The organism is Sphingomonas sp. DG1-23 (genome assembly GCF_030730875.1).
In the GTDB taxonomy this organism is placed as follows: Bacteria; Pseudomonadota; Alphaproteobacteria; order Sphingomonadales; family Sphingomonadaceae; genus Sphingomonas.
Genome location: NZ_JAVAMA010000002.1, coordinates 347672 through 363499 on the forward strand (window position 1 = coordinate 347672; position 15828 = coordinate 363499).

Here is a 15828-nt window from a genome sequence, read left to right on the forward strand (position 1 = left end):
CGTTACTTGTGAAGCGACAGGGTTAACGAAGGTCGCCGTTCGACCTCTGTTCAGCCGGGGCTAATTTCCTCCATGTTACCGGGAATTAGTCAGCGCGCCTGCCATAATAGCGCGCTTGTTTATGCCTTCGCGCGCAAGTATAGGGCGTGCGGGCAAAAGGCAGTCGTCCAGCGGCCAGGCCACTTGGGCGACCGGTGTGGAGAGTGGGGATGGCTACTGTTTGGGAACGGTCCGACGAAACGGGAAAACAATTTCCGGCGGCGGCGAACGACGGCGATGAGGGCTATCGCCCGCATTACGACGAACCCTTCATGAATGCGCGGCAGCAGGATTATTTCCGAGAGAAGCTGTTGGCGTGGAAGGACGCGATCTACCGCGAGGCGGCAGGCACGCTCAACCAGCTCCAGACCGATTCGCTGCGCGAGGCCGATCTCACCGACCGCGCATCGAGCGAGACCGACTGGTCGATCGAGCTGCGCACCCGCGATCGCCAGCGCAAGCTGATCGCCAAGATCGACGCGGCGCTGCGCCGGATCGACGAAGGCGAATATGGCTATTGCGAAGTGACCGGCGAGCCGATTTCGCTCGCCCGGCTCGAGGCGCGGCCGATCGCGACGATGACGGTCGAGGCGCAGGAGCGTCACGAGCGCAACGAGAAGGTATCGCGCGACGAATAGCAATTTTTTGGGCCGCATCGTTTTTGCGGCCCTTTTAATTTACGCTTTCGTCAGGGATTGCTGCTCTAATCCCCGCAATTCAATTTGGCGTTTGAGCAGCTCCGATGGACCAGTTCTCTACCGATTCCGTGAACACGCTCTCGGCCGACGACTTCGCCGGCCAGCGTAGTGGTTCGCGCGACAGCCTGATGCTGACGGCGCAGTTCCGCATCGCCGGCGACGAAAAGGTCGCTCAGGTGCGCGTGCGCAACCTTTCTTCGGGCGGCCTGATGGCCGAATATGCCGCGCCGGTCGAAATGGGCACGCCCGTCGAGATCGAAGTCCGCGGCGTCGGCTGGGTGAAGGGGCGTATCGCCTGGGCTACCGACGGCCGCGTCGGCGTCGCCTTCGATATCGAGATCGACCCGATGCTGGCGCGCAAGCCGGTCGGCAAGGGCGCGCAAAATACGTCCTACGCGAAGCCGGTGCTCACGCGGCGCTGATCGCGCCGGGGCATTTTCGATCTTCGCATCGTCGCGCTTGAATTCGGCATCCGGGAAAGGTGCGGCCGCAGACCGCACCTCCCGCAACAAAGCTGTGGATGGCCGCGCTAGCGGCTGAGCTCCTCCTTGACGCGCAGCTTCTGCTTCTTCAATTCCGCGATAAGCATCTGGTCGGGTAACGGCCGTTGCGACTCGGCGGCGATCCGTTGATCCAGGGTCGAATGCTTGGCGTTGAGTGCCACGAAATGCGCGTTCTGCATGGAAGCGTTCCTCCTTCGATAAGCGCCGGGGGGAGCTAATAGATCACCTTTCGAACCGCTTGTCGCCCCCTGTATTGGGCGCAATCGACAGCCCGCGGAAAAGCCGCGATGGTTCGTTGCCGATAATGTGACGCGTAACAGGGGGCAGAGATGGACGAGAGCGAGATCCAGCGGCGGCTCGAGGCGCTCAGGTCCGAGCATCGCGATCTCGATACCGCGATCGAGGCGCTCGGCCAGACCGGGTCGGCGGACCAGCTCCAGCTCGCGCGCCTCAAGAAGCGCAAGCTGCGGCTGCGCGACGAAATGACCCAGCTCGAAGACGAACTGGTTCCCGACATCATCGCCTGATCCTCCCGGGGCGGGACGAAAGTCCTGCAATATTAAGCATTCAACTGGCGCCTCCGATATGGCACTCCCTTGTCGGATGACGCAGCAGGCAACCTCGGCGATCCATCGCAGGCTGGTCGACTCGCTCTATGTCGAGGCGATGCTGCTCGCCGACGAGGCGCGCGCCTATTTCGACGTCGTCGGCCGCGCCGAGCGCGAGTCGCTCGAGGCGCTGAGCCGGGTCACCTTCTCGTGCGAGTCGCTCAAGGTCACCACCCGGCTGATGCACATCATCGCGTGGCTGCTTACCCAGCGCGCAGTCGAGGCGGGCGAGCTGACTGCCGTCGACGCGCTGTCGCCGTCGCGCCGGCTCGGCGACGCCCCCGAGACCGACTCGGCGACGCTCGACGCGATGCCGCCCCAGGCGCGCGCGATCATTGCCACCAGCGTCGAATTGCACCGCCGCGTCGCACGCCTCGATGCCTCGCTCGACGAGCCGCTGGTGGACGACAGCCCCGCGCGCCGCATGCTCGACCGGCTGGCCGCTTCGTTCTAGAAGTTTATCAGGGCTGTCGTGCTCCTGCGAAAGCAGGAGCCCAGAGTAACAGAGTGTTTCGCTTGCGATCCTGGGCTCCTGCTTCCGCAGGAGCACTATTCCATTTCGCGCAAACGGCTAGAAACCCAAAGCCGCCTTCGCCGCGGCATATTCCCGCTTCAGCCGCTCGATCTTGACCACCGCCGGTTCGACCGCGGTCACTGCGCCGATTCCCTGGCCCGAGCCCCAGATCTCCTTCCACGCCTTGGCGCCGCCGAAGTTCATCGCGCTGGGATCGCTCTCGGGCAATTTGTCGGGGTCGAGCCCGGCGGCCATGATCGAGCTGCGCAGATAATTGCCGTGCACCCCGGTGAACAGGTTGGAATAGACGATGTCGGCGGCGCGGCCCTCGACGATGCCTTGCTTGTACGCGTCGACGGCATTGGCCTCGTCGGTCGCGATGAAGGGCGAGCCGATATAAGCGAGGTCGGCGCCGAGCACCTGCGCGGCGAGCACCGCGCGGCCGGTGGCGATCGCGCCCGACAGGATCACCGGCCCGTCGAACCATTCGCGCACTTCCTGGACGAACGCGAAGGGATTGAGCTTGCCGGCATGTCCGCCCGCGCCGGTGGCGACGAGGATCAGCCCGTCGGCGCCTTTCTCCACCGCCTTATGGGCGAAGCGATCGTCGATGACGTCGTGCAGCGTGATCCCGCCCCAGCTGTGCACCGCATCGTTGAGCTCGGGCCGCGCGCCGAGAGACGTGATCACGATCGGCACTTTCCATTTGGCGCAGGTGTGGAGATCGGCCTCGAGCCGGTCGTTCGAGCGATGGACGATCTGATTGACTGCGAACGGCGCGGCCGGCGCATCCGGGTTGGCGCGGTCCCACGCGGCGAGTTCCTCGGTGATCCGGTGCAGCCATTCGTCGAGCAGGCTCTGCGGCCGGGCGTTGAGCGCCGGAAACGAGCCGACGATCCCCGCCTTGCACTGCGCGATCACCAGATCGGGCACCGAGATGATGAACAGCGGCGAGCCGATGACGGGAAGCCGGAGGCGATCGAACAAGGGAGGAAGAGCCATGGATCGGTTTTGTAGCGCAACCGATAGGGCTGTCTATCCCGCTGCCGGCGACGCTACGGCAGGGCCGATCCGGCGGTAAACCGCTTCAGCCGACTCGGCGGAGGCTTCGCGCATAGTCGCGCTGCTTGGCGGCATAGAGCGCCGCCGACGCCCTGAGCATCGCCTTTTGCGCGTCGTCGAGCGGGCGGATCGCCCTCGCCGGCGCGCCGACGATCAGATGGCCGGGCGGGAAGGTCTTGGCTTCGGTGATCAGCGCGCCGGCGCCGATCAGGCAATCCGCGCCGATCACCGCGCGGTTGAGGATGGTCGCGCCCATGCCGACCAGCACCCGATCGCCGATCGTGCAGCCGTGAAGGATCGCATGATGGCCGACGGTGACGTCGTCGCCGAGCGTGCACGGCGCGCCGGGATCGGAATGGAGCATCGCGCCGTCCTGGACGTTGGTCCGCGCGCCGATCCGGATCGAGGTATTGTCGGCGCGGATCACCGTGCCGAACCATACGCTCGCCAGTTCGGCGAGCTGGACGTCGCCGATCAGGTCGGCGCTCGGCGCGACCCATGCGTCGGCGGCGATCCGGGGTTGCTGGCCGCCCAGTTCATAGAGCGGCATGGCCTTAGAAAAGCGGGGCGTCGAAGCCGGCGGGCACCGGCATGTGCAGCCCGAGCGCGAAGGCGAGGCTCACCGCGCCGAGCAGGATCGCCAGGGTCGAGGAAAGCGAGAACAGGCCCCAGCCGACGAGCGTCACCATCTGTGGGTTCGGCCGCTGCTCGCGCTGGTTGCGCTGCATCGCGAACAGCACGAACATCGCCAGCATCGCGTAGATAGAGATGAAAAACTCGGCCATCGTCCTCAAACCCGCCCCCGCGTGATCCCGAGGTTTCGTTAGCCTGCCAAGGTTAACGCTTCAATGCCGGCATCCTGCGGATCACCGCGTAGGCCGCGGCATTGGTCGTGCGCCGCCCCGCTGGACGGATGATCTGAAAATACATAGCATCCATAAAAAACAGGAGACGGGGCTTGAGGAACTTGCTGCGCGGCGCGGCGCTTGCCGCGATGCTGATGTCGGGCACGGCACTGGCGTCCGAAGTCGAGCGGGTGACGCACGGCGTGATCGTCACTCCGGACCAGGGGGCGGCGAAGCGCGTGCGAGTATTGGCCTATGGCGACGCTGCGTTCCGGGTGACGGCGGTTCCGGCCAGCGATCTCAACCTGCCCAAAAGCCTGATGGTGACGGCGGAGGCGGCGGGCGATCCGGTAGTGACCGAGGTGAGGGGGCTGGTGACGCTCAAGCTGCCCAAGGCGACCGCCGAGATCCGGCTTTCCGACGGCCGCGTCCAGTTCCGCGACGCCGCCGGCAAGCTCGTCCTCGACGAGACCCGGCGGCGCTTCACGCCGACCAGCGCCGACGGCAAACCCTTCCTCGCCACCGAACAGCAATTCAACCGCGGCACCGACGAGGGGTTTTACGGCCTCGGCCAGCACCAGAACCGGCAGATGAACTATAACGGCGAGGACGTCGAGCTCGCCCAGCACAATATGGACATCGCGATCCCGTTCCTCGTGTCGACGCGCAATTACGGGCTGCTCTGGGACAATGCCTCGATCACGCGCTTCGGCAATCCGCTGCCTTACGCGCATGTCGGGCAGGGGCTGAAGGTGTCTAGCGGCGGCAAGCCCGGCTGGAAGGCCGAATATTTCCTCGACGACAAGCCCGCGGTGACCCGGCAGGAGCCGTTCATCGACTATCAGTTCATCCGGGATCAGAAGAACTGGCCCGCGGCCGCCAAGGCGCAGACTGTCGCCTCGCCGGAGAGCGGGCAGAACACCGCCGGCGTGGTGGTCGGCAAGCAGAACGTTGTGTGGAGCGGCAGCGTCACGCCGGAAAAGACTGGCATGCACAAGTTCCGGCTCTATTCGTCGAGCTATGTGAAGGTCTTCGCCGACGGCAAGGAGATATTGTCGCGCTGGCGGCAGAACTGGAACCCGTGGTTCCACAATTTCGAGCTGGAGATGACGAAGGGCAAGCCGGTCGACCTGCGGGTCGAATGGGAACCCAATGCCGGCTATCTCGCGTTTTATCATTCGGATCCGCTGGCCGAGCCCGACCGCCACTCGCTCTGGCTCTCCTCGGATGTCGGCCGGTCGATCGACTATTACTTCGTCGGCGGCCGCGACATGGACGAAGTCATCGCCGGCTATCGCGGGCTCACCGGCAAGGCCGAGATGATGCCCGCCTCGGCTTATGGCTTCTGGCAGAGCCGCCAGCGCTACGACACGCAGGAGCAATTGCTGGGCGTGGTCCGCGAATATCGCAAGCGGCAGATCCCGATCGACAATGTCGTGCTCGACTGGCGCTATTGGGTCGACGACCAATGGGGCAGTCACGATTTCGACGCGACGCGTTTCCCCGATCCCAAGGCGATGGTCGACGAAGCGCATGCGCTCAACACGCAAGTGATGATCTCGGTCTGGGCCAAATTCTATCCGCACACCGAGAACGGCAAGGCGCTCGACGCCAGAGGCTTTCTGTATCGCCGTCCGCTCGACGCCGGACAGAAGGACTGGGTCGGGCCCGGCTATGCCAACACCTTCTACGATCCCTACGCACCCGGCGCCGGCGACCTCTATTTCAAACAGATCGCCGAGAAACTGGTGTCGAAGGGCTTCGACGCCTGGTGGCTCGATTCGAACGAGCCCGACTGGCATTCGAACCTGTCGATCGAGGAACGCGCCTATCAGATGGGCTCGCCGGCGGCGGGGCCGGGGGCCGCAGTGTTCAACAGCTATCCGCTCGTCCATGTCGAAGGCGTGGCCGGGAATCTGCGCCGCGCCCAGCCCGAACGGCGGCCCTTCATTCTGTCGCGCTCTGGCTTCGGCGGCATCCAGCGGGCGAGCGCGGCGCTGTGGTCTGGCGACGTCACTGCGCGCTGGGACGATTTCCGGGACCAGATCTCGGCCGGGGTTAATCTGTCGATGTCGGGGGTGCCCAACTGGACGCACGACATTGGCGGCTTCGCGCTCGAGGACCGCTACACCAATCAGGAGCCGGCGCATGTCGCCGAATGGCGCGAGCTCAATCTGCGCTGGTTCCAGTTCGGCGCCTTCTCGCCGTTGTTCCGCAGCCATGGCGAGACGCCGAAACGCGAGATCTTCGAGATCGCGGCCGGGGATCCGGCGATGTACGACGCGATGGTCTGGTACGATCGCCTGCGCTACCGGCTGATGCCCTATATCTACACCATCGCCGCCGACACCTGGCACAAGGACGGCACGATGATGCGCGGGCTGGTGATGGACTTCCCGGCCGATCGCAAGACGTGGAATGTGGACGACGCCTATATGTTCGGGCCGGCCTTCCTCGTCGCGCCGGTGACCGAATTCCATGCCCGGGCGCGCGACCTGTATCTGCCCGCAGGCGCCGGCTGGTACGATTTCGCGACGGGAGCCTTCTTCAAGGGCGGCCAGACGATCGAGGCGGCGGCGCCGCGCGAGCGCATGCCCTTGTTCGTCCGCGCCGGATCGATCGTGCCGACCGGCGCCGCGCTCAATTTTGTCGGCGAACAGCCCGACGGGCCGATCGTGCTGCACGTCTTCACCGGTGCCGACGGGTCCTTCTCGCTCTACGAGGATGACGGCGTCAGCCCGGCCTATAAGCAGGGCAAGTTCGCGCGGGTGCCGGTGAAATGGGACGAAGCCGGCGCGACGCTGACGATCGGTGCGCGCGAAGGCGGTTTCGACGGGATGGAGAAGAAGCGCGCGGTGTCGGTGCGCTTCTACCTGCCGGGCCGCGCCGTGGCGCCGGACTTCGCTGAATCGCCGCAGAATTTCGTCTATGACGGGACGGCGATCACGGTCCGGCGACCGTGATCGCCCGCCGGCTCAGCGCGAGGCGACCTTGTCGACCATGAAGCTGGCGTTGAAATAGCGCACCGCCGCGGCAGCCGAGGACGAGCCGCTCTTCGGCGCCTCGGCCCGGAAGGTGCGCGTGGCATAGTCGCACGCGGTCCGGTCCGCCGCGCCGCTCCCGCTCGATGCGAGCACCGCGCACTCCTTGGGCGCGCCTGCCGCATAATAGACGAGCTGGACCTTGGCGGGGCGGACATAGCCGTTGGGAAGCGCCGCAACCTGCAACGTCGCGTCGATCGTGCTGCGCGGCTGGTGCTCCTTCTCCAATCCCCATGGCGTGGACATGCGATATTCGCCGGCGATGCTGCGGCCGCTCGCATCGGTCGCCGGCTCGAAATGCGCGCGCCTGGAGAGCAGGGCGCAGGTCTGCGAGTCGAGCAGCTTCGAAAGGCTCGATTCGGTGACTTTGCACCCGGTGACGCTGCCTTCGGGCGAGACCGCGAGCAGGACCGATACGATCCCCGCTTCGCCGCGGCGGATCGCTTCCATCGGATAATCGTCATAGGTGATCACCGGCTGCGGATCGACGAGCCGCGGCGGTTCGGGGGCAAGCGGCGCGGCCTGCAGGGCTACGAGCAACAGCGTGATCATCAACGGCCTCCCTCGAATGCGAGGAAGGCAGCATGACGTGCGGCAGGCCGATAGGCAATCGTCACGCGCCGCGGGCTACGGCAGCGAGGCTTGCATTGCGCGGCGGCCCCGCTTTAGGTTCGGCGTGTCGCCGGTCCTCGGCGAAGGGGGCGATCATGCGGGCAATTCGGCTGAGCCGTTTCGGCGGCGCGGCATTTCTCTTTTTGTGCGCGCCGGGTGCGACTGCGCAAACGCCGGCGGCGCTTCCCGCTGCGGTCCCGATCCCTGCGGCGGTCTTTGCCGAGAAGCCCGCTTTCTCGCTGCCGAAACTGTCCCCCGATGCGGCGAGGGTCGCCGCGGTCGAGCATAACGGCGTCAAGACGCGGCTGCTCGTCACCACGCTCGCGGGCACGGCGACCGAGCCGCAATATTATGACGTCGGCGCGCTTCCCATTTCGGACGTGCGCTGGGCCGGTCCGAACCGGCTGCTCGTCCGGTCGGATCTCGTGCTGGAGGTGCTCGGCCTCACGCTGCAGATCGCCAGGCTGACGGTGCTGGATCTTCGGACCGGGGCGCTTCACGATCTCGATCCGAAGAACAATCTTTTCCTCACCGGCGAAGTGCTTCACGTCGATCCGGAAGGCGAGTGGCTGTTGCTCGCCGCGCCGAAGGCCGTGGGCGAGACACCGCTGGTGCGGCGCATCGATCTCGGCTCGGGCGCCAGCGAGATCGTCGAGAAGGCGCGGCCCAATGTCTGGAGCTGGTTCGCCGACACCAATGGCGTGGTCCGCGCCGGCATCGCCTATGACGATGACCGCTGGACGATGTGGTATCGCGATCGGCCCGGCGCGGCGCTCGCCAAAGTGCGCTCGCCGCGGTTCGAGGAGAGCGAGGGCTCGGTCGACGGCGTCTATTTCTTCCCGGGCGACAATATGGGGGCGATCGTCACCAATACGCGGACGGGGCGGTTCGCGGCATATCGTTTCGATTTCGGCAGCGGGCAGATCGGCGAGGCGATCTACGAACATCCCGCCGTCGACGTCACCGCGATCGTTCCCGATCCGCAGACGCGCGCGATCGCCGGCATCTCCTATGAGGACGATCGCACGCGGGTGGCGTGGATATCGCCCGCGATGCAGACCGTGCAGAAGCGTCTCGACAAGGCTTTCCCCGATCTTGCTTCGGTCGTCATCGACAGCAGCGCTGACGGGAAGCATCTGCTGATCTGGTCGGGCGGGGCGAGCGATCCGGGCACCTTCTATACGTTCGACGTGGCCGCGCGGCGGCTCGAAACCTTGGTGAAGCCCTATCAGAAGCTTTCGGAGGCGCGGCTGAGCACCGTCGCGCCGATCCGCTACACGGCGCGCGACGGCGTCTCGATCCCCGGCTATCTCACCTTGCCGCAGGGGCGGGCCGGGAAGGGCCTGCCGCTGATCCTCCTGCCGCATGGCGGGCCCTTTGCGCGCGACGGCTGGCGCTACGATCCGTACGTGCAGTTCCTCGCCAGCCGCGGCTATGCCGTGCTCCAGCCCAATTTCCGCGGATCGACCGGCTATGGGAAGAGCTTCGTCGAGCTGGGCTACGGCCAATGGGGCCGCAAGATGCAGGACGATGTCGACGACGGCGTCGACTGGCTGGCCGGCCAGGGCATCATCGACCCGAAGCGGGTCTGCATCATGGGGATATCCTATGGCGGTTACGTCGCTTTGTGGGGTGCGATCCGCAACCCCGAACGCTATCGCTGCGCCGCGAGCCTCGCCGGCGTGACCGACCTGCCCGGCATGCTGCGCTACGATCGCCAGATGTTCAGTGCGACGCGCTACTTCAAGCAATGGCAGCAGCGGATCCGCGGCGAGAAGGACGCCGATCTCAAGGCGCTGTCGCCGCTCGCCCAGGCTTCGCGGCTGCGCGTGCCGGTGTTGATCGCGCACGGGACGCTCGACAAGACCGTGCCCGCACAACAGGCGCAACAGATGATCAAGGCACTCGCCAGGCGAAAGGATCTCGGGCCCGAGATCACCTCCGCCTTTTACGAGGGCGAGGGCCATGGGCTGGAGAGTTCGGCCAACCTCGCCGATTTCCTCACGCGTCTCGAAAGCTTCCTCGCCAAACACAATCCGGCCGATCCGCCGGAGAATTGAGGCTTATTGCGTGGCGGCCGGCTCGCGTCGCACGGGCGCCGGCGCAGTCTCCCAGCCGCCGCCGAGCGCATTGAACAATGCGACCTGCGCTTCGGCGAGCGCCGCGTTGGACTGGGCGAGCGTGGCGCGGGCGCTGGCGCGGTCGCGTTCGGCGTCGATGCGCTGGAGCAGGGTGTCGCGGCCCGCGGAGAAGCGGAGGCCGGCGATCCGCGCGGCGTTGGTCGCGGCAGTCTCGGCACGGCGGAGCGCGACGTTGCGCTCGATCTCGCCCGAATAGCGGGCGAGCGCCTGCTCGACTTCGCGGAGCGCCGTCAGCACGGCGCCGTCGAATGCCGCGAGCGAGCGCTCCGACGTCGCTTCGGCCTGACGCAGGCGGCTGCGGGCCTGCCCCATATTGGGGAAGCTCCAGCTGATCAGCGGCCCGAGCGAGAAGCCGAACGAATCCGATTTGGCGAGGTCGCCGATATCCTGCGCGCCGAGCGTGACCGAGCCGAGCAGGCGGATCGAGGGATAGAGCGCGGCGGTCGCCACGCCGACCCGGGCGGTGTCGGCGGCGAGCTGGCGCTCGGCCTGACGGACATCGGGACGGCGGGCGAGCAGGGCGGTGCCGTCCCCGACCGGGATCAGCCCGCTGACCTGCGGCGCGACGGTGCATCCTGCCGCTGCGGCATCGGTCTCGGCCGGCGGACGGCCGGTAAGGGTCGCGAGCGCATAGAGCGCGGCGCGGCGCTCGGCCTCGAACTGCGGAACCTGCGAACGCGCATTCTCGGCAAGGACCATGGTCTGGTCGACGTCGCGCTGGGTGCCGCGGCCCGCCTCGAGCAACCGCCGGGTGAGGCCGAGCGTCTGGTCCTGCAGCTGCGCGGTCTCGCGTGCCACCGCAGCCTGCGCGGCGAAGCTGCACGCCTGGGCATAGGTGCGCGCGGTCTCGGCGGCGATGGCGATGCGCGCGGCGTCGAGCCCGGCCTGCGCCGCGGCGAGGTCGCCCCGCGCCGCCTCGATCGAGCGCGATACCTGGCCGAACAGATCGACCTGATAGCCCGCGTCGAGCCCGACCTGGAAGAAGTCGAATTCGCTGCTCTGCACGCCAGGGAAGTTGACTGCGTTTCCGCCCTGGCGCTGGCGCGTGTAGCGGGCGCTGAGGTCGGTGGTCGGCAGCCGCTGGTTGCGCGCTTCCGACAGCAAGGCGCGGGCGCGCTTCAGATTGGCGGCGGCGACCCGGATGTCGGTATTGTGCGCCAGCGCATCGACCACCAGCCGGTCGAGCACCGGATCGCGGAATAAATGCCACCATTCGCCCTCGACCGCGCCGGTGGAGACCTTGGTGACGCCGGGATCGACGAAATTGCCCGCCGCGGTCGGCGGCGTCGCGGGCCGCTCATAGTTCGGGCCGACCGCGCAGGCCGAGAGCAGGCCTGCGGCGAGGATCGAGAGGCGCTTCATGCCATGGCCTCCGCTTCGGGCGCATGCGGCGCGTCGGGCTTCTTGTGCGAGAAGCGCGCGCGCTGCCGTTCCGCCCAGCCCGCCAGCTTGCGGACCATGACGTAGAATGCCGGGGTGAACAGCAGGCCGAAGAAGGTCACGCCGATCATCCCGAAGAACACCGCGACGCCCAGCGCCTGACGAAGCTCCGCCGCGGCGCCGCTCGCGATCACCAGCGGCAGCACGCCGAGAATGAACGCGATCGAGGTCATGATGATCGGGCGCATGCGCTGATGCGCCGCCTGCTCGGCCGCCGCGCGCGGTTCGAGCCCTTGTTCCTCCTCGCCCTGGCGCGCGAACTCGACGATCAGGATCGCATTCTTGGCGGCGAGGCCGATCAGCACGACCAGCCCGATCTGCGTCAGGATATTGTTGTCCATTCCCATCAGATTCACGCCGAGGATCGCGGCGAGCAGGCACATCGGCACGATCAGGATCACCGCCAGCGGCAGCACGAGGCTCTCGTAGAGCGCCGCGAGCAGCAGGAAGACGAACACCACCGCGAGACCGAAGGCGATCACGCCGGTATTGCCCGCCTGGCGCTGTTCGAACGCCAGCTCGGTCCATTCGAAGCCCATGCCCTTGGGCAGGGTCCGCGCGGCGAGCGCCTCCATCGAGTCGAGCGACTGGCCGGTGGAGAAACCGGGCTTGGTGTCGCCCATCAATTCGGCGGCGGGGTAGAGATTGTAGCGCACGACGCGATAGGGTCCGGCGTCGTTCTTGAGCGCCATCACCGCGCTCATCGGCACCATCTTGCCCGAAGCCGAGCGCGTCTTCAGCGCCTGGATGTCCGAAGCGTCGTCGCGATAGGCGGCGTCGGCCTGCGCGGTTACCCGAAAGGTGCGGCCCAGATAGTTGAAGTCGTTGACATAGGCCGAGCCGAGATACGAGCCGAGCGTCGAATAGATGTTGGCGACCGGCACGCCCATCCGCTCGGCGCGGTCGCGGTCGACTTCGGCGGTCAGGCGCGGGGTGCCGGTGTTGAACAGCGAGAAGGCGCCGGCGACGCCCTCGGCCTGGTTCGCGCCCATCATCATCGCGAAGCTCGCCTGCGCCAGCGCCTGATAGCCCTGACCGCTGCGGTCCTGGACCATCATCTTGAAGCCGCCGCCGGTGCCGATGCCGGGGACGGGCGGGGGCGCGATCACCATGATGTCGCCGCCCTTGATCCCGCCGAGCGCCGGATAGAGCGCCTGCTGGATCTCGTCGGCACTCTGCTTGCGGTCGGCGTGCGGCTTGAGCGCGAAGAACACCACGCCTGCGTTCGGCGCGGTCGAGAAGCTCGCGCCGTCGAGGCCGGCAAAGCCGATCGAGGTCTGCACCCCGTCGAGCTTCATCGATTCCTTGATCGCCTCGCGTACCACGGCGTCGGTGCGCTGCAGCGACGAACCCGGCGGCAGCGAGACCACGCCGATCAGATAGCCCTGATCCTGCGGCGGAATGAACCCGCTCGGCGTCGCAGTGAAGCGCCAGCCGACGACGAAGATCAGCGCGACATAGACGACGCCGACGATCACCAGCATCCGCACCAGCCGCGCGGTGAGGCGGCTATAGCGGTGCGAGAGCCAGCTGAAGCCGGCATTGAACTTCTTGCCCGCGCGCCCGGGCAGTCCGAGCAGGCCGGGCCGCGGCGCCTTGTCGTGCTCGGGCTTCTTGAGCACCAGCGCGCACAAAGCCGGCGAGAGCGTCAGCGAGACGAACGCCGAGATGATCGTCGCCGAGGCGATGGTGATCGCGAATTGCTGGTAGAAGGCGCCCGAGATGCCGGGGATGAACATGGTCGGGATGAACACGCCGACCAGCACCAGCGAGATCGCGATGATCGCGCCCGACACTTCGTCCATCGTCTTGTGCGCGGCTTCGCGCGGGCCGATATTTTCCTCTTCCATCAGCCGTTCGACATTCTCGACCACCACGATCGCGTCGTCGACGACGATGCCGATCGCGAGGACGAGCCCGAACAGCGACAGCGTGTTGAGCGAATAGCCGAACGCGAGCAGCACCGCGAAGGCGCCGACCAGCGACACCGGGATCGCGATGATCGGGATCAGTGCGGTGCGCCAGCTCTGCAGGAAGACCAGCACCACGAGCACCACGAGGATCAGCGCCTCGACCAAGGTGTGCTCGACCGCGCTGATCGATTCCGAGATATATTCGGTCGGATTGTAGTCGATCGAATATTTCATGCCCGCAGGGAAGCTCTGCGAGAGCGTGTCGAGTTCCTTCTTCACCGCGTCGGCGGTCGCCAGCGCGTTCGATCCGGGCATCTGGAAAATGCCCATGCCGACGGCGCGCTTGCCGCCGAGATAGCCGTTGAAGCTGTAATCCTGCGCGCCGAGCTCGATCCGCGCGACGTCGCGCAGATAGGTCAGCCGACCTTCGGTGTCGCGCTTGACCACGACCTTGCCGAATTCCTCGGGGGTGCTCAGCCGGCCCTTGGCCTGCACGCCCAGCTCGAAGGCGGGGCTGGCCTTGCCGTAAGGCGGCTGGCCGACCGCGCCGGCGGCGACCTGGAGATTCTGCCCGCGGATCGCATTGACCACTTCGTCGACGGTCATGTCGCGCGCGGCGGCGAGGCCGGGGTCGATCCATACGCGCATATTATAGTCGCGGCCGCCGAACGCCTGGGCCTGGCCGACGCCGGGAACGCGCGCGATCCGGTCGAGCACCTGCAGGGTGACGTAGTTCGAGATGTACGGGATCTCGAGGCTGTCGTCGGGCGAAGTGAAGAACACCACCATCAGGAAGTCGGGCGAATTCTTGTTCACCGTGATGCCCAGACGCCGCACGTCCTCGGGCAGGCGCGGTTCGGCCTGCTGGACGCGGTTCTGCACCAGCACCTGCGCCTGATCGACATCGGTACCCTGCTTGAACGCGATCGTGATCTGCGTCTGGCCGTTGCCGGTCGAGGACGAGGTCATGTAGATCATGTTCTCGACGCCGTTGATCGCCTGTTCGATCGGTGCGGCGACGGTTTCGGCCAGCGTCTCCGCGCTCGCGCCCGGATAGGTCGCGGTGACCACCACCGTCGGCGGCGCGATGCTCGGATATTGCGCGATCGGCAGCGACGGATAGGCGATCGCCCCGATGATCACGATCAGGATCGAGAGCACCGCCGCGAAGATCGGCCGCTCGATGAAGAAATGGGGGAATTTCATCGGTGCGGTCCCTAGCGGACAGTCGCCTGGCCCGAGGCCGGCTCCTGCGTCGGAGCGGTCGGCGCGGCTTGCTTGGTCGGATCGGCCTTGATCACGCCCTTGACCGGCTGCACCGGCGCGCCGGGCTGAAGCCGCCCGACGCCGGTGATCACCACCCGGTCGGTCGGGGCGAGGCCGTCACGCACGATCCGCAGGCCCTCCACCGTCGCGCCGACTTCCACCGGACGCGGCACTGCCTTGTTGTCGTTGCCGACGACATAGACGAGGCGGCGGGTCTGGTCGGTGACGATCGCCTCGTCGGGGATCAGCATCGCCTTGTAGGTGCCCGAGCCGAGCAGCCGGGCGCGGCCGAACATGCCGGGGGTCAGGAAGCGGTTGGGGTTCTGCACCACGGCATGCGCGCGGATCGTTCCCGAATCGGGATCGACGGCATTGTCGAGGAATTCCATCCGGCCGTTCCAGCGATACTCGCTTTCGTCGGCGAGCTGGATCTGGACAGGGTTGGCGGTGGTGCGCGAGGAGCCGCGTTCGCCGCGCTGATCCTGGCGCAGATTCTTGAGGTAGAAGCTCTCGGCGCCTTCGAACTCGAACCAGATCGGATCGAGCGAGACGATGCGGGTGAGGATCGTCTGGCCGTCGGCGACCGAGTCGCCGATGCTCACCTTGCGGTCCGACATGCGGCCGCTGAACGGCGCGCGGACCGTGGTGAAGCTCAGATTGAGCTGCGCATTGTCGATCGCGGCGCGCGCGGCGGCGAGATCGGCCGCGGCGGTGCGCTCGGCGGCGATGTTGGCCTCGAGCTCTTCGGTGCTGACCGCCTGTGCGCCGGCGAGCTTGCGGCTGCGCGCCGTGACCTGGCGGGCGTTCGACAGCGCGGCATTGGCGCGGGTCGCCTGGGCCTGGGCCTGGGCGAGCGCGGCGCGGTAAGGGCGCGGATCGATCGTGAACAAGGGCGCGCCCTGGCGCACGTCCTGACCGTCGCGGAAGTGGATCGCCGTGACCACGCCGTTGACGCGCGGACGGATCTCGACGTCCTGCGGCGCGACGAAGCGGCCGGTATAATCGTCCCAGTCGACCACCTCGCGCTGGACGGGCGTGGCGACGGTCACCTGCGCCGGCGGCGGGGCAGGGGGTGCCTGTTCTCCGCCGCATCCGGCGAGCAACGACAATGCAACGATACCAAGCGCAAGACGCACAAGCTTCCCC

Annotated in this window: 14 protein-coding genes; 6 read left to right on the forward strand and 8 right to left on the reverse strand. The window is 66.8% G+C overall.

Features of this window, described 5'->3' with window-relative positions:
- The first annotated feature begins 209 nt into the window (after positions 1-209).
- Positions 210-677, forward strand: coding sequence for an RNA polymerase-binding protein DksA (gene dksA, locus Q9Q95_RS04715; protein ID WP_306094409.1), 468 nt, complete (start codon positions 210-212; stop codon positions 675-677).
- Positions 678-781: 104 nt separating this feature from the next.
- Positions 782-1159, forward strand: a complete 378-nt coding sequence (locus tag Q9Q95_RS04720; protein ID WP_306094411.1) for a PilZ domain-containing protein — start codon at positions 782-784, stop codon at positions 1157-1159.
- Positions 1160-1266: 107 nt separating this feature from the next.
- Here Q9Q95_RS04720 and Q9Q95_RS04725 read toward each other — a convergent pair whose 3' ends face one another.
- Positions 1267-1419: a YdcH family protein gene (locus tag Q9Q95_RS04725; protein ID WP_306094413.1), complete on the reverse strand. Its 153-nt coding sequence runs from the start codon at positions 1417-1419 to the stop codon at positions 1267-1269.
- Positions 1420-1569: 150 nt separating this feature from the next.
- On the opposite strand from Q9Q95_RS04725, the gene Q9Q95_RS04730 reads away from it, so the two are divergent.
- Both Q9Q95_RS04730 and Q9Q95_RS04735 read left to right on the forward strand, forming a co-directional pair.
- Positions 1570-1767 carry a YdcH family protein gene (locus Q9Q95_RS04730; protein ID WP_306094415.1) on the forward strand — a complete coding sequence of 66 codons (198 nt, stop codon included), beginning with the start codon at positions 1570-1572 and terminating at the stop codon, positions 1765-1767.
- Positions 1768-1843: 76 nt separating this feature from the next.
- Positions 1844-2302: a DUF1465 family protein gene (locus tag Q9Q95_RS04735; RefSeq protein WP_306094417.1), complete on the forward strand. Its 459-nt coding sequence runs from the start codon at positions 1844-1846 to the stop codon at positions 2300-2302.
- Between the two features lie 117 nt (positions 2303-2419).
- Here the strand turns inward: Q9Q95_RS04735 and Q9Q95_RS04740 are convergent, their stop codons facing one another.
- The 3 genes from Q9Q95_RS04740 to Q9Q95_RS04750 form a co-directional block, all read right to left on the reverse strand.
- Positions 2420-3364, reverse strand: a complete 945-nt coding sequence (locus Q9Q95_RS04740; protein WP_306094419.1) for a nitronate monooxygenase family protein — start codon at positions 3362-3364, stop codon at positions 2420-2422.
- Between the two features lie 85 nt (positions 3365-3449).
- Positions 3450-3974 carry a gamma carbonic anhydrase family protein gene (locus Q9Q95_RS04745; protein ID WP_306094422.1) on the reverse strand — a complete coding sequence of 175 codons (525 nt, stop codon included), beginning with the start codon at positions 3972-3974 and terminating at the stop codon, positions 3450-3452.
- A gap of 4 nt (positions 3975-3978) precedes the next feature.
- The gene (locus tag Q9Q95_RS04750; protein ID WP_306094424.1) at positions 3979-4209 is read right to left on the reverse strand and encodes a hypothetical protein; all 231 of its coding nucleotides are present in this window, start codon (positions 4207-4209) and stop codon (positions 3979-3981) included.
- Between the two features lie 173 nt (positions 4210-4382).
- Between Q9Q95_RS04750 and Q9Q95_RS04755 the strand changes: the two genes are divergently transcribed.
- Positions 4383-7232, forward strand: a complete 2850-nt coding sequence (locus Q9Q95_RS04755; RefSeq protein ID WP_306094426.1) for a TIM-barrel domain-containing protein — start codon at positions 4383-4385, stop codon at positions 7230-7232.
- A 12-nt stretch (positions 7233-7244) separates the two neighbouring features.
- On the opposite strand, the gene Q9Q95_RS04760 is transcribed toward Q9Q95_RS04755, so the two are convergent.
- Positions 7245-7862 (reverse strand): energy transducer TonB, encoded by a 618-nt coding sequence (locus tag Q9Q95_RS04760; protein ID WP_306094428.1) that lies wholly within the window; start codon positions 7860-7862, stop codon positions 7245-7247.
- Positions 7863-8017: 155 nt separating this feature from the next.
- Here Q9Q95_RS04760 and Q9Q95_RS04765 point away from each other — a divergent pair, with 155 nt between their 5' ends.
- The gene (locus tag Q9Q95_RS04765) at positions 8018-9982 is read left to right on the forward strand and encodes a S9 family peptidase (RefSeq protein WP_306094430.1); all 1965 of its coding nucleotides are present in this window, start codon (positions 8018-8020) and stop codon (positions 9980-9982) included.
- Positions 9983-9985: 3 nt separating this feature from the next.
- Here Q9Q95_RS04765 and Q9Q95_RS04770 read toward each other — a convergent pair whose 3' ends face one another.
- Genes Q9Q95_RS04770 through Q9Q95_RS04780 form a run of 3 tightly spaced genes read right to left on the reverse strand, consistent with a single transcriptional unit; the run spans position 9986 to position 15818 of the window.
- Positions 9986-11425: an efflux transporter outer membrane subunit gene (locus Q9Q95_RS04770; protein WP_306094432.1), complete on the reverse strand. Its 1440-nt coding sequence runs from the start codon at positions 11423-11425 to the stop codon at positions 9986-9988.
- The gene (locus tag Q9Q95_RS04775) at positions 11422-14622 is read right to left on the reverse strand and encodes an efflux RND transporter permease subunit (RefSeq protein ID WP_306094433.1); all 3201 of its coding nucleotides are present in this window, start codon (positions 14620-14622) and stop codon (positions 11422-11424) included. The genes Q9Q95_RS04770 and Q9Q95_RS04775 overlap by 4 nt, the downstream gene beginning before the upstream one ends.
- Positions 14623-14633: 11 nt before the next feature.
- Complete coding sequence (locus Q9Q95_RS04780) at positions 14634-15818, reverse strand: efflux RND transporter periplasmic adaptor subunit (protein ID WP_306094435.1); 1185 nt, start codon at positions 15816-15818, stop codon at positions 14634-14636.
- Positions 15819-15828 lie beyond the last annotated feature (10 nt).